The 13,430-nt window shown below is 61.5% G+C and carries 13 protein-coding genes; 6 read left to right on the top strand and 7 right to left on the bottom strand.

The window, feature by feature from the left end; genetic code table 11:
• Positions 1-248: 248 nt before the first annotated feature.
• Complete coding sequence (locus tag LT42_RS03830; protein WP_037010086.1) at positions 249-2,315, bottom strand: hybrid sensor histidine kinase/response regulator; 2,067 nt, start codon at positions 2,313-2,315, stop codon at positions 249-251.
• Between the two features lie 139 nt (positions 2,316-2,454).
• On the opposite strand from LT42_RS03830, the gene LT42_RS03825 reads away from it, so the two are divergent.
• Together LT42_RS03825 and LT42_RS03820 are read left to right on the top strand one after the other, a co-directional pair.
• On the top strand, positions 2,455-2,826 hold the full coding sequence (locus LT42_RS03825; RefSeq protein ID WP_276209487.1) for a hypothetical protein: 372 nt from the start codon (positions 2,455-2,457) through the stop codon (positions 2,824-2,826).
• Between the two features lie 110 nt (positions 2,827-2,936).
• Positions 2,937-4,523 (top strand): putative bifunctional diguanylate cyclase/phosphodiesterase, encoded by a 1,587-nt coding sequence (locus LT42_RS03820; protein ID WP_052075049.1) that lies wholly within the window; start codon positions 2,937-2,939, stop codon positions 4,521-4,523.
• Here LT42_RS03820 and LT42_RS03815 read toward each other — a convergent pair.
• Positions 4,513-5,088, bottom strand: a complete 576-nt coding sequence (locus LT42_RS03815; RefSeq protein WP_081955303.1) for a cyclodeaminase/cyclohydrolase family protein — start codon at positions 5,086-5,088, stop codon at positions 4,513-4,515. The genes LT42_RS03820 and LT42_RS03815 overlap by 11 nt on opposite strands.
• Positions 5,089-5,274: 186 nt before the next feature.
• Here LT42_RS03815 and LT42_RS24830 point away from each other — a divergent pair, with 186 nt between their 5' ends.
• The gene (locus tag LT42_RS24830) at positions 5,275-5,811 is read left to right on the top strand and encodes a hypothetical protein (RefSeq protein ID WP_052075047.1); all 537 of its coding nucleotides are present in this window, start codon (positions 5,275-5,277) and stop codon (positions 5,809-5,811) included.
• Positions 5,812-6,016: 205 nt separating this feature from the next.
• Here LT42_RS24830 and LT42_RS03800 read toward each other — a convergent pair whose 3' ends face one another.
• The 4 genes from LT42_RS03800 to LT42_RS03785 all read right to left on the bottom strand — a co-directional run bounded on the left by LT42_RS03800 (position 6,017) and on the right by LT42_RS03785 (position 7,834).
• A complete protein-coding gene (locus LT42_RS03800; RefSeq protein ID WP_037010079.1) occupies positions 6,017-6,202 on the bottom strand; it encodes a hypothetical protein in 186 nt (61 codons plus the stop codon).
• A gap of 206 nt (positions 6,203-6,408) precedes the next feature.
• The gene (locus LT42_RS03795) at positions 6,409-6,780 is read right to left on the bottom strand and encodes a histone-like nucleoid-structuring protein, MvaT/MvaU family (protein WP_037010078.1); all 372 of its coding nucleotides are present in this window, start codon (positions 6,778-6,780) and stop codon (positions 6,409-6,411) included.
• Positions 6,781-6,871: 91 nt separating this feature from the next.
• Complete coding sequence (locus LT42_RS03790; protein WP_037010077.1) at positions 6,872-7,312, bottom strand: DUF421 domain-containing protein; 441 nt, start codon at positions 7,310-7,312, stop codon at positions 6,872-6,874.
• 9 nt (positions 7,313-7,321) lie between these two features.
• Positions 7,322-7,834 (bottom strand): hypothetical protein, encoded by a 513-nt coding sequence (locus LT42_RS03785; RefSeq protein WP_037010075.1) that lies wholly within the window; start codon positions 7,832-7,834, stop codon positions 7,322-7,324.
• Between the two features lie 214 nt (positions 7,835-8,048).
• Between LT42_RS03785 and LT42_RS03780 the strand changes: the two genes are divergently transcribed.
• A complete protein-coding gene (locus tag LT42_RS03780; protein ID WP_037010074.1) occupies positions 8,049-9,194 on the top strand; it encodes a zinc-dependent alcohol dehydrogenase in 1,146 nt (381 codons plus the stop codon).
• Positions 9,195-9,245: 51 nt separating this feature from the next.
• Here LT42_RS03780 and LT42_RS03775 read toward each other — a convergent pair whose 3' ends face one another.
• The gene (locus LT42_RS03775) at positions 9,246-10,256 is read right to left on the bottom strand and encodes a zinc-dependent alcohol dehydrogenase family protein (RefSeq protein ID WP_037010073.1); all 1,011 of its coding nucleotides are present in this window, start codon (positions 10,254-10,256) and stop codon (positions 9,246-9,248) included.
• A gap of 181 nt (positions 10,257-10,437) precedes the next feature.
• On the opposite strand from LT42_RS03775, the gene LT42_RS03770 reads away from it, so the two are divergent.
• On the top strand, positions 10,438-11,337 hold the full coding sequence (locus tag LT42_RS03770) for a LysR family transcriptional regulator (protein ID WP_037012902.1): 900 nt from the start codon (positions 10,438-10,440) through the stop codon (positions 11,335-11,337).
• Between the two features lie 1,294 nt (positions 11,338-12,631).
• Positions 12,632-13,411 carry a YkgJ family cysteine cluster protein gene (locus LT42_RS03765; protein WP_276209486.1) on the top strand — a complete coding sequence of 260 codons (780 nt, stop codon included), beginning with the start codon at positions 12,632-12,634 and terminating at the stop codon, positions 13,409-13,411.
• Positions 13,412-13,430: the final 19 nt, after the last annotated feature.

Below are 13,430 nucleotides of genomic sequence, written 5' to 3'. Positions count from 1 at the left end.
TGCCCGCGAAGGGGCCGGTACATCCGCCGCAGTGATCCATTGTGGGACCGGCTTTAGCCGGGAAGACGGCATTATTGACTCCGCGAAATTGACGGTGTGCATGAAGTCCCCTTCCCGGCTAAAGCCGGTCCCACAAATAGTGATCTTCCCGGCTGAAGCCGGTCCCACAAATAGTCCTCTTCCCGGCTGAAGCCGGTCTCCCCATTGGTCTTCATCCCGGCTCAGGCCAATCCCATCAACGGCCCGCTTTACGGCTGAAGCCTGATATCTGCCCCGAGCAAGGCCCTCACGTTCGACGTCAACGCTTCCAGCGGGAAAGGCTTGTGCATCCAGGCCATGCTGCCATCCAGCCGCGCCTGTCCGTCGCCGGCCGGCTCGGCGTAGCCGGTCATGAACACAATCGGCAGATCCGGTCGGAACGCCCTCCCCGCGCTGGCCATCTGGCGCCCGTCCATTCCTCCGGGCAAGCCGATGTCGGTGACCAGCAAGTCGATCGGCGTGTCCGACCGCAACAGCTGCAGGCCCGCCTGGCTGTCGGCCGCTTCAATGACGGTGTAACCCAGATGCGTCAGGGCTTCGGCAACGAAGACGCGCACGGTTGGCTCGTCGTCCACCACCAGGATGGTTTCACCCGCCGCAGCCGGTTCCTCACGGGCCTGCTCCTGCGGTGCGTCAATGACCTCGGGCGCGGCTGCGTGACACGGCAGCAGCAGGCAGACGCAGGTGCCCTGACCCGGTTCGGAATGAATCTGGATCTGGCCACCTGATTGTTTGATGAACCCGTAAACCATCGACAGCCCCAGGCCGGTCCCCGCGCCCACTTCTTTGGTGGTAAAAAACGGCTCGAACACCCTGGACAGCACCTCGGGGCTCATGCCGGTGCCGTTATCGGTCACTGATATGGCGAGGTAACTGCCCGGCACCCACTCCGGGTCAACCCCGGGCTTTTCATCCAGTTGCTGGTTGCAGGTCGCGATGGAGATAAGCCCGCCCTCGCCCAGCGCGTCCCGCGCGTTGATGCACAGGTTAAGCAGCGAGTTCTCGACCTGGGCCGGGTCGACCATGCAGGTAACAGCCTGGGCGTTGAGCTCAACCTTCAGCTCGATCGCGGGCCCCACTGTGCGGCGGATCAGCTCTTCCATCTCGGCGATGAGCACGTGCACGTCGGTGTTCTTCGGCAGTAGCGTCTGCCGGCGCGAGAAGGCCAGCAACCGATGGGTCAGCGCTGCCGCCCTCTGCGCGGCACCGTAAGCCACGGAGACGTAACGCTCGACGTCTGCCGAACGGCCCTGACTCACCCGCAGCTTGATCAGGTCCAGGCTCCCGGTGATGCCTGCCAGCAGGTTGTTGAAATCGTGGGCGATGCCGCCGGTGAGCTGCCCGATCGCTTCCATCTTCTGCGACTGGCGCAGGGCGGCCTCGGCCATTTCACGCTCGGCGATTGCCTGGGTGATGCGCGCCTCCAGCGTTTTGTTCAGCTCAAGCAGCGCGGACTCGGCTTTTTTGCGCGCGGTGACGTCGATGGACGAGCCAATCAGGCCGATCACGGCGCCGCGATCATCCAGCAGCGGGGCTTTCGAAGACAGCCACACCGCAGCGGTGCCGTCCGGCATGTTGACGTGCTCTTCGATCTGCTCGGCCCTGGCGCTGCGCATGATGCGCTGATCGGTTTCCATGATCAGACGCGCCTGATCCTTGTCCTCGAGAAACTCCAGGTCAGTCTTGCCAATGTAGAACTCGGGCGGCCTGCCAATCAGTTCGGTGGTGCCATGGTTGGCCACCAGCATTCTGCCGGCGAGGTCTTTGGCGTAAACCACGCCGGGAACGGCTGCGGTGAAGGTCGCCAGCAGCGCGGACATCCGGTCACGCTCGGCCTCGGCAGCGCGTCGGGACTCGATGTCCATCAGCACCCCGGGAAAGCGAACCGCGTGGCCTTGCCCGTCGAGTTCCGCACGGCCATTGGCTTCCACCCAGCGGTAGAGCCCGTCATGGTGCCGGACCCGGTATTCACAGCGATAAGGGCCACCGCGACGCATCGCTTCCTGAATGTCGGCCGCTACCCGGTCCACGTCGTCGGGGTGGATCGAGGAGAACGCTTCGGCGATGGGCACCCCAGCCCTGCAGCGCTCGGCGGACAAGCCAAAGGTGCGTGAAAACCTTTCGTCCGCCGTCACCGTATCCCCGGCGATGTCCCATACCCAGGTGCCGATGATGGCACCTGCGTCCAGGGCAAGCTGCAAACGCTCCGAGGTGTCCGTCGGGAACTCCTGAGCGGCGTGCAGTGGAGCGGGAACATCGCTGTCGTGTTGATTCATCTACAAACCCGGATGGCTGCCTGGTGATCAGGGGCGAAGCATACCTGTCGACACGTTCAACGCGAAGAGCCTGCCCGCGGGGGGTAGGTTGAGGTGGCACGCCAGACTGAAAGAATTGGCCCGATTAAATGAGCAGTGAATGGATCTTTTGACCAGTCCATTTCATTTCTATATTGGTTTGCACGCTGTGGGGGGGTCACCTTCAAACCCGCAGGTTTCAGCCCTCTCTAATCAGGACGCGTATTTGATGAACCCTGGAACCCGCTGTATCGGACTTGGCACATGCGCGCTTCTTGTGCTTTCGGTTCTTCGATGGTCGGGCAGCCACCCACCGACCCGAGAAGACTTTGCCAAATACCCCTCGCTGCGCCAGCGCTGGCAGATGCTGTGTGATCCTCGCAGCGATCTGGCAAGGGTCAACGCCGAAGGATGCGCTCAGCTCCAGCAATGGCAGACGGCGGATGCCCAGCCGGTTCTTGATCGTCTGATGAACCGCAACCTGGGCAGGTGAGCGTGGCCTTTACGAAAATATAAATATCGTGATCAAGTCAAGCACTGCGCCAAATGACCGATAACAACAGAGTGGCCGCACTGCCGACGGCCCTTTGAGCGCCTCCCCCCATGTCATTCATTCGCAACCCGCACCTGGTGCAAAGCCATCTGTATGCATTACTGGGCTTTTACCTGTTTTCCATCTTTCTGCTTGCCCTGACGTGGGAGTTCAAGCTGGAAGGTGTCGCCATGGGGGTCCTGGACCTGCCCTACGATGGCGACTTCGAAGTGGCTGAGCGCTGGCGCTTCGTGCTGACCTCGACCGGCTTTGCCGTGCTGGCAATGGTCGTCCCCTTCGTGCTGCTCAAGCGCCTGATTGGCAGCTTGCACCAGAGCTACAACAACCTCGTCGTCGCGCAGGCGCAGAGCGACTCTTTGGCGCGTCATGACCCGTTGTCCGGCCTGTTGAATCGCCGGGTATTTCACGAACAGCTGGCGACCCGGCTGGATCAACCCGGCGTGGGCACGGCGGTGTTCCTGATCGACCTCGACCGTTTCAAGCAGATCAACGACACCCATGGCCATGCCGCCGGTGATGTCGCGATCTGCACCATTGCCGACACGCTGCGAGAGGCAACGGCCGGATGGCAGGCCGCCGTGGCACGGTTGGGCGGCGATGAGTTTGCCCTGGCAGTGACGGGCCGTTTCAGCCGTCTTGACCTGGCCACGCTGGCCGAAACCATACTCGCCAAAATTGCCGCGGCACCGACCGGGCTGCCGGGCGTGGCCTTTAGCGCGACGATGGGGATTGCGGTATCGCCGGTGGACGGTATGGTCGCCGAAACCCTGTTGCAGCACGCCGACAGCGCGATGTATCGCGGCAAGAACAACGGCCGCGCGGTGTTCCATTTTTACGAAGCCAGCTTCGAGAATGCGCTGCGTGAACGCATGCGTCTGGAGGCAGAACTGCGTCAGGCCATTGCGCAACGGCAGATCCAGCCGTATTACCAACCCATCGTCAGCCTCCCGGAACAGCAACTGGTAGGCTTTGAGCTGCTTGCGCGATGGATGCACCCGCAGCACGGGGTCATCATGCCTCAGGACTTCATCCCGCTGACCGAACAACTGGGGCTGATCAAATCGCTCACCGAAGGGCTGCTGATACAGGCCTTTGCCGAGGCGCGCAAATGGCCGCCGGGGTTGTTACTGGCGGTCAACGTCTCCTCGTCAATGATCGAGAGCGACGACTTTCCCGACTGGCTGGCGGAACTGGCGCGCACGGGTGACTTTCCCCTTGGGCATCTCGAAGTCGAGGTCACGGAAAACGCGCTGGTCGCGAATGTGGGCAGCGCCCGGCTCAACCTTGAGCGGTTGCGTGCCATGGGCGTCAGCGTGGCGCTCGACGACTTCGGCACCGGCTACTCCGGGCTGTACCACCTGACCCAGCTGGCGATCGACAAGATCAAGATCGACCGGTCCTTTTTCGACACCTCGCTGGATAATCAGAGCGAAATGGTCAAGGCCATCCTGGCACTGGGCAAGAGCCTGCGCATGCAGATTACCGCCGAGGGCGTTGAGCATGAGCAACTGGCCGACTGGCTGACCACCCACGATTGCGATTTCGCCCAGGGTTACCTCTTCGGACGCCCGCTGCCGGTGGCCCAAGTGGCGGCACTCATGGCGCCTGACCGGCATGCCGGTCCGCTCAGGGCGTAACCCTCAGCGAAGCCAGCAAGTCATCCGCTGCGCGCTGAATCTCGGCGCGGTCGCCCATCACGCGCGCACCCTGCCTGGAACCGGACAGGTTGCCCGCGTCGGCGTCGACGTTGATCAACAACGCCGAGAGGCTGGCATGAAGCATGAGTGCGCAGGACGTCACGTCGCATTTGAGGGTTTTTTTCACGCGGGGCATGGCCGCCGCGGCGAGCTCGATGCCTTTCAGGCATGACCTCGCCGCAGCCAGCGATCCCAGCGTCACGTCCAGCGATAACTGAGGGTCATGGCCGGAGCTCGATGACGCGCTGTCTTCGATGAATGCGCCAAAGGTTTTCATGTCGTTGTCGGCGTGCGCCTTGATCACCGCCAGCAGCGCCTCCGTCTCGGCGATCCGGCCGGCCAGTTCGGGATCTTGCTCCCCACCCGCCGACTTGCGCAGCGCCATGAGTAGCAGCGCCAGTGAAAACCCTGCACTCGCGCAAGCGGCCGCACCGCAGCTTGGCACAGGCGCCGAAGATGCAACCTGCTCGCAGAACGCCTCCATTGTGGTTGACCAGATGCTCATGTCGATGCCCTCCCGCTGTGAGTCTCTCCGTCAGCATAGTGACGGTCGCACCACCGCAAAAGTTTGGAAGGTTTTCAGCGGCAGCGCCTTTTGCACTTGGCAGGAAAGCGAGACGTCAGCTATAAGTCATCACGCCGATTTCCAAGGCATTGAAGCCGAAAATACGATCCGTCAAAAGGTGCGGCGATGACAAAACGAGGCGAGAAATATTGGCTCTGGTCCGATTGCCTGCTGCAATCCACCACGCGCAAGACTGTTACGGACGGGGGCGCACAGATTGAGGTGTCCGCGCGGACGTCACGCCGGGCTGTAACGCAGCTGTTCGTCGGCGCCTACCAGGCCAATGGCCTGGCCCTTGCCGAGGAATATTACGCAGACTGCCCGGATGAGAGTGTCGAGCAAGCGCTCGACTGGGGTGAGAGGCGCGGTCAATTTCTCATCGAATCCAGAGGCATGCATCCGGCCGCCCGCGCTTGGCCGAAACGAACTTCGCGTGGCCGAACCGGTCTTGTGCTTCCCGCGATCGATGCCAGGGACTGGTCGAGAACGGCATTTCTCGCCCGGATCAATGCCGCGCAAGCCCGCTACAAGGCAGCGTGCCGCAAGATGGTGGAAGTCATGAAGCGGTCCAATGTTCCCAAAGAAGAATGGGAGGCTTGCCGTGTCGAACTCAATGCCGCCATCGACGAGCGAGCCAGCGCACTCAGGATCAATACTCACTGATCAATGGCGTCGGTGACGTGCATGAGGGGCGGCGATCGGCGCGGGATGGTCCTTATACAGACCGGAACCCACTGCTTACAGTGGGACCGGCTTTAGCCGGGAATAGGCCAGCCTGGCGCCATTGACTGTTGCGGCATGATCGCCCACGTCTTGCCGGCTAAAGCCAGTCCCACAGGAACAATGCAGTGTGCCGGTGGATCCGGGTTTACCGATCGTCGTCCTGCTGAGGCTCGTTACCGTATTCATCGTAATCGGGAGGCGTCAGGCCGTTCTGCCGTCCGGACTCCTGATCAGGCGAGTGAGCCGGCAAAGTGTCCGGCTTGTCCCGTTCAGCAGGCGTTGCGGCATGGGGGTCGCGTGTCGCGTCGGCTGGTGATTTGGCGTCAGTCATGGTGCGCTCCGAGGGGCGAGGCCCTGGCATGTGAGAAGAATGCTTGCCTGGTATCTGAGCGGTCTGCCCGGCGGAAGGTTCGACGTTTTACAGGTATCCGGGATGCGGGGTTCATTCAAACAAGGGCCCACTTGAAACAAAGCGACAGACCCGCTCTGCCGGCCCAATAAAAAAAGCCGCGTTTCGGCGGCTTACACTGAGCTCAGTCAGTGATAAACCCGCCAGTTTTCGACCTCGTCACCGAACTGGGCTTTCCAGGCTTTCAACAACTTGTGATTGCCGCCCTTGGTTTCGACCACTTCACCGGTCAGTGGGCTTTTATACACTTTCAAATCGCGGGCCTTGCGAGGTTTCTTTTCGGGGGGCGCTGAACTGTTCGCCCGGGTGTTCTGCGAGCGCGGGTCAAGCATGCCCACAATGTCCTTCAAGCCGAAACCGTAAGTCTGCAGGAGTTCTCGCAACTTCGTCTCGAATTCGATTTCTCTCTGAAGGCCGCTGTCGTTTTTCAATGTTTCAAGTTCGGCGAGTTGCGCGGCAAGCTGTTGTTCAAGTTTGCGGAATTCTGCGAGACGAGACATCTGGAGCTCCTGTTACCCGATTGAGGGTTTGATAGTAGTGCAATGACCAGCGCCCGTCATCGACCGGCAATAATCGGCGCCACCGCAGTTGTCATTTGACGATGATGGAGATCTTGCCGTTCCGCTCGATGATTGCAAACTTGATCTGTTCTACGGTTTCAACGCCCTGCCCCAGCCGCGCCGCCTGCATGATGTCATCTTCCTGCACGCGGGCCTCATGCATCCGTTGGCGCAGGTAGGTGCCGTTCTCCACCACTATCGTCGGGCCACCGTCGATCAACTTGCCGATGCGCTTTGATCGACGCTTGAGCAGAGAAAAGCCGATGTCGATGCAGAGCAGCGTGACAATAACCAGCACGGCATTGGTGACTGAAAAGTCGTCTCCCAACAATGCCTGTTGGGTCGCTTCACCAATGATCAGCATCAAGACGAAATCAAAGGAGGTCATCTCGCCCAAAGAACGGCGACCCGAGACACGAAACAACACCAGCAACACGAAGTAAATGGCGCCTGCGCGCAACACCGCATCCATACGTTTTACCTAGGGATAAATAAACTGATTGAGCGACACTTCGCCGCCGCCTTCCACCGCGATATGGCCCGCCACCAGACCCAGACCGTCGTTGCGCCATGTCAGGTACAGCGAACTGTCGCCCCGCTCGTCGCCGGTCATGGTCAGCTTCAAGCCCTGACGATTGGCGGCGGAGCCGATGGGCTGAGGCTGCATGGAGTCGACACTGAACGCCTCCAGCAAGGCGGCGTCGACAAACACCGTGTGCGGCTTGCCGGGCTGGCCGTGGCTATGAATCACCATTGCGTCGACCCCGCCGCTGCGGTGGAAGCGTTGGTACTCGACGGTGAGGTCTTTCTGCGCGGAGGTCGCCGTAGCGTCGCTGAGCAGTCCCCGGGAAAACAAACCGCCCAGTGTCAGCAACACGACCAGCAGCAACACATACCAGCCCACGCGTTCGAATTTCCAGATCCGGCGCTGAAGCGCAATGTCTTCGTCCACCGGGTGCTGCCTGTCCTGCATTTCCTGATCATATGAAGACATAAGGGCTTGATGTCCGTTTAAGAAGTCGCCAGTCGACCGCTACAGCTTAGTGCGGTGGCGCGCCAAAGCGTTCAATCACCACCCGCCCCAGACCGCCTGCGTGTGGCGGGTGAGGAGCACCCGTGCCGTTTGTCTGCCCGGCGAGAGTTCGGCTAAACCACGGGCCACGCGACAGGCTCCACCCAACATCAATCACCTAGTTGGGAGACTTGCCATGAAAGCAGTGGTGTTTCACGGAGTCGGCGACATCAGGCTCGATGATGTGCCGGAACCTACCCTTCAGGAACCAACTGACGCGATCGTGCGCATTACCGCGTCGGCCATTTGTGGGACGGATTTGCATTTTATTCGCGGCAGCGCGCCGGACATGCAGAGCGGCACGATACTGGGCCATGAGGGCGTCGGCATCGTCGAGGCGCTGGGACCGGAAGTGCGCAATCTGGCGGTTGGCGACCGGGTGCTGATCCCGTCAACCATCGCCTGCGGCAACTGTGCATATTGCCGCGCCGGCTACTTTGCGCAGTGTGACGTGGCCAACCCCAACGGCAAGAAAGCCGGCACCTCGTTCTTCGGAGGCCCGAAAGCCACAGGGCCTTTCCATGGCCTGCAAGCGGAGAAAGCGCGCATTCCGTATGCGCATGTCGGCCTCATCAAGTTGCCGGACAGCATCACTGACAACCAGGCGATTGCCATGTCGGATATTTTTCCCACCGCATGGTTTGGTGCAGAGATGGCGGAGATCGAGGACGGCGATACGGTTGCGGTATTTGGCTGCGGCCCGGTTGGCCTGTTCGCGATCATCAGCGCCAGATTGATGGGCGCCGGTCGGGTATTTGCCATCGATGGCCTGAGTGATCGCCTCGATCGAGCCCGCGAGCTGGGCGCAGAATGCATCAACTTCGAAGAGGAAGACCCCATCGCGGCACTCAACCGGCTGACCGATGACATCGGTGTTGACCGTGCCATCGACGCCGTGGGCATTGACGCCAATCACGGCCACGGCGGGCACCCTCACGGTCACGAGCAATGGCAGCCGGGGGATGCGCCCTCGCAAGCCTTGAAATGGGCCGTGGAAGGCCTGGCCAAAGCCGGCACACTGTCGATCATCGGCGTGTACCCGCAAGGTTTTGAAAGCTTCCCCATCGGCGCGGCCATGAACAAAAACCTGCGCATGAACATGGGCAACTGCCACCACCGCAAGTACATTCCCAAACTCATCGAGCTGACCCTGGCCGGCAAGGTCGATCCGGCCAGCGTGCTCACCCAGTGCGAGCCGCTGACGGACGCGATCAGCGCCTTTGCTGCGTTCGACCTGCATGAGCAAGGCTGGATCAAAGTCAAACTCAACACCGATGAGTAGCGTGCAAAAGTGGCGTGGCACCGGGCTGGGCGCTCGATGCCATCTGCACCTTTAGCTCACTTTGATCACGACCTTGCCGAACGGTCCTCGCGCCAGATGCTCATAAGCTTCGCGCGCTTGTTCGAAGGGGTACACGTGGTCGATGACCGGGCGAATGCGATGGCCGTCGAGGAACGCGTTCATCCGGTCGAAAGCGCTGCGCGGCGCAACCGCGATGCCGCGCAAGGTGGTTTGCCGGAAGATCAGCGGCATGAGGTTCAAGCCGGTGGTTTGCCCCGTCAGAAAGCCGATCTGAGCGATACGGCCGCCCACCTTGGTGGCTTGAACCGAGGCGTTGACACCCTCCCCACCCGCCACGTCCAGCAACAGATCGACACCCTTGCCGTCGGTGAGCTTCATGACTTCCGCGGCCCAGTCCGGTGTCGTGCGGTAGTTGATGCCGGCCATGGCGCCGAGCTTGATGACGGCGGCAATGTTCTCGTCGCGGCTGGACGTGATGATGACCCGGGCACCCAGCGCCATGGCGATCTGTGCGGCGAAAATCGACACGCCGCCGGTGCCTTGCACCAGGACCGTTTGGCCGGGCTGAATGTGACCGTAATCGACCAGCGAGTACCAGGCGGTCAAGGCGGCGATGGGCAGCGTCGAGGCTTCTTCATCGGTCATGTCGGCGGGGGCACGCACCGCGCTGTCTTCATGGATGATCATGAATTCCGCCAGACCGCCCGGCAAGGGTGAGCCAAAGCAGTAGTCCGGTTCATCGTGGGCAGGCATGCCGTCGAGCCACCGCGAGTACAAGTGCGAGTTGACTCGGTCGCCCACCGCAAAGCGGCGGACGCCCTCGCCCGTTGCCACCACCGTGCCCGCCACATCGCTGACCGGGATCAGCGGCTTGGGGACGGTGTGGGGCTCGTAGATTCCGTCGACAATCGCCTTGTCGCGGAAGTTAAGGGACACGGCGCCGACTTTCACCAGCAGCTCGCCGGTCTTCGGGACGGGCGTTTGCACTTCGCCCAGTTCAAGGTTGTCCAGCCCGAAGTCTTTCAGAAGCCATGCTTTCATGTGTTATCTCCAGTGATTGCCGCCGGGTCGAAGTCGACCGCAGGCGTGTTGGGCGGCATTGTTCCCCGTCTGCCTGAGCGGATAAATGCTCGTCCGGGCAAAGGATTGTTATCCTGCGCCGCAACAATCATGCTGATTTTTTAGGTAGTACGAGGGCGAACCTATGGACCTGTTGCAGTCAATGCAGGTGTTCGCGAGGCTGGCAGAGCTGGGTAGTTTCACCAGAGTGGCTGAAGCCACTCAGCTGGGGCGGCCACACATCACGCGGTCGATCCAGACCCTGGAGGCGTCGCTGGGTGTGCGGCTGTTTCAGCGAACCACGCGCTCGGTGAAGCTGACTGCTGAGGGCGAGCAGTTCTACGAGCGGGTCAAGGGGCTGCTCGCGGACATTTCGGCCACCGCGTCCATGTTCGATCGCAGCGGCGCCACCCTGCACGGGCGGCTGCGGGTCGACATTCCCACCGCGTTCTCGCAACGCGGTTTCATTGAAAGCCTGAAGCAGTTCACCGACGCCTTCCCCGCCCTCGAACTGGTAGTGGGCGTGACCGACCGCGCGGTGGATTTGGTGATGGAGGGCGTTGACTGCGTGCTGCGCATTGGCGATTTGCGGGACTCAAGCATGATCGCGAGGCAGATCGGCACGGTTGAAATGGTGACCTGTGCCGCACCCTCCTACCTCGAATCGTACGGCGAGCCGACAACGCTCGCAGACCTGTCTCGGCACCGCGGTGTTGATTTCCTGTCGGGGCACAGCAACCGGCCGCTGCCCTGGTATTTTCATGAGGACGGCGAGGACCGGCCGTACCCGAGCCGCGGGGCGATCACGGTCAACGAATCCAACGCCTACGTGCACTGCGGGGTTGCAGGTTTTGGCCTCATCCAGGCGCCAGGCATCACCGTGGATGCGTTTCTCGCCAGCGGCGAACTGATCGAAGTGCTCCAGGCTTATCGACCGGGAAGACGCAAGGTCTCGGTGCTCTACCCCAGCCGCACCCACCTTGCGCCTCAGGTCCACGTCTTTGCCGACTGGCTGCGCGAGCACTTCCCGACCCTGCATCCCCGGTGGTTCAAGCCGGAGTGAGCCGACTAAGCGCTTAACGGCTTCCCGGCTAAAGCCGGTCCCACAGAATGCACGCGGTGTTAGTGGGACTGGCTTCAGCCGGGAAGAGGGCAACATGGACACCTTCAGTTCCATGGCGTAACAACCGACGGCTTCCCGGCTAAAACCGGTCCCACAGGGTTCGCGCGGTGTTAGTAGGACTGGCTTCAGCCGGGAAGAGGCCGACATGGACACCTTCAGGTCCGTGTCGTTACAACCGGCGTCTTCGCGGCTAAAGCCGGTCCCACAGGGTTCGCGCGGTGTTAGTAGGACTGGCTTCAGCCGGGAAGAGGCCAGCATGGACGCCTTCAGTTCCGTGGCGTAACAACCGGCGCCTTCCCGGCTAAAACCGGTCCCACAGGGTTCGCGCGGTGTTAGTAGGACTGGCTTCAGCCGGGAAGAGGCCAGCACGGGCACCTTCAGTTCCGTGTCGTTACAACCGGCGTCTTCCCGGCTAAAGCCGGTCCCACAGGGTTCGCGCGGTGTTAGTAGGACTGGCTTCAGCCGGGAAGAGGCCAGCACGGGCACCTTCAGTTCCGTGTCGTTACAACCGGCGTCTTCCCGGCTAAAGCCGGTCCCACAGGGTTCGCGCGGTGTTAGTAGGACTGGCTTCAGCCGGGAAGAGGCCAGCACGGGCACCTTCAGTTCCGTGTCGTTACAACCGACGTCTTCCCGGCTAAAGCCGGTCCCACAGGGTTCGCGCGGTGTTAGTAGGACTGGCTTCAGCCGGGAAGAGGCCAACATGGACACCTTCAGTTCCATGGCGTAACAACCGACGTCTTCCCGGCTAAAACCGGTCCCACAGGGTTCGCGCGGTGTTAGTAGGACTGGCTTCAGCCGGGAAGAGGCCAGCACGGGCACCTTCAGTTCCGTGTCGTTACAACCGACGTCTTCCCGGCTAAAGCCGGTCCCACAGGGTTCGCGCGGTGTTAGTAGGACTGGCTTCAGCCGGGAAGAGGCCAACATGGACACCTTCAGTTCCATGGCGTAACAACCGACGTCCTCCCGGCTAAAACCGGTCCCACAGGGTTCGCGCGGTGTTAGTAGGACTGGCTTCAGCCGGGAAGAGGCCAGCACGGGCACCTTCAGTTCCGTGTCGTTACAACCGGCGTCTTCCCGGCTAAAGCCGGTCCCACAGGGTTCGCGTGGGACTGTTTCAGGTGGCCAGGCGCGCTGTCGGCAGGGCTGGCAGGATGTCCGGGATGTGCCGTTAAGTTAACGGCATCCGGCCAAGACCCGTATGATCTCTTTTTGAAGAACAGATGGCAGCGGTCCCATGAGTAGCGATAGATCAGGCGAGTCCTCCACCCACTCCAGTGCAGGTGTGGACAGCAACGAGCGATTCGCCTGCGTCGGGTGTGGAGCATGTTGTCGGGGCCGCTTTGTGCCGTTGACCCTGAATGAGGCCGTGACGTGGCTCAAGCGTGGCCATGGGGTTGCGGTCATGCTTGAAGCATTCGACGAATCGCTCTGGCCGGACGATTCCCCCGAATTCACCTACAACGCCGGGCGCTCTGCGGCGGTGCCATGCGCATCGGGAACGCTGCGAGTGACGGTGATTCTCGCGGCGAACGCGCTGCCCGAATGTCCGAACCTTCAGCAGGATGGGCTTTGCGGCATCTACCTTGAGCGGCCGCTGGTGTGCCGCATTTATCCGATGGAGATCAATCCGTTCATTCGCCTTGAACCCGCAGCCAAGGACTGCCCGCCCGAGAGTTGGGAGCAAGGCACGTTGCTGGCCTCGGATCAGGGGCTGGCCACCCTCGTTCAGCAGTCGCGACAGGCTGACCGTGACGATGCCCTGCGCAAAGTCGCGTTGTGTGAAAGCCTGGGGCTGACGGTTGCGGGCTGGAAAGGCAACGGCCTGGTGATCCACCAGCCCTCGGTCGAGGATCTTCTCGCCGCCTGCGAGAACATCGATGAGAACGCCGTGCCTGCCTCCCAGGCATGGCAAATCAGAGCCGACGATGCTTCATTGGTGCAATACCTCAAAGACCACGCCCTGCCCCTTGCCGACCCGGCAACCGACAGCTACATCTTTCACTCCACCCGCTGAGCCAACCCAGGCTGGGCAG

It is taken from the genome of Pseudomonas lutea, assembly GCF_000759445.1.
GTDB lineage: Bacteria > Pseudomonadota > Gammaproteobacteria > Pseudomonadales > Pseudomonadaceae > Aquipseudomonas > Aquipseudomonas lutea.
Note: the sequence above shows the minus strand (reverse complement) of the source record. Positions and strands in the feature narration are given on the sequence as shown.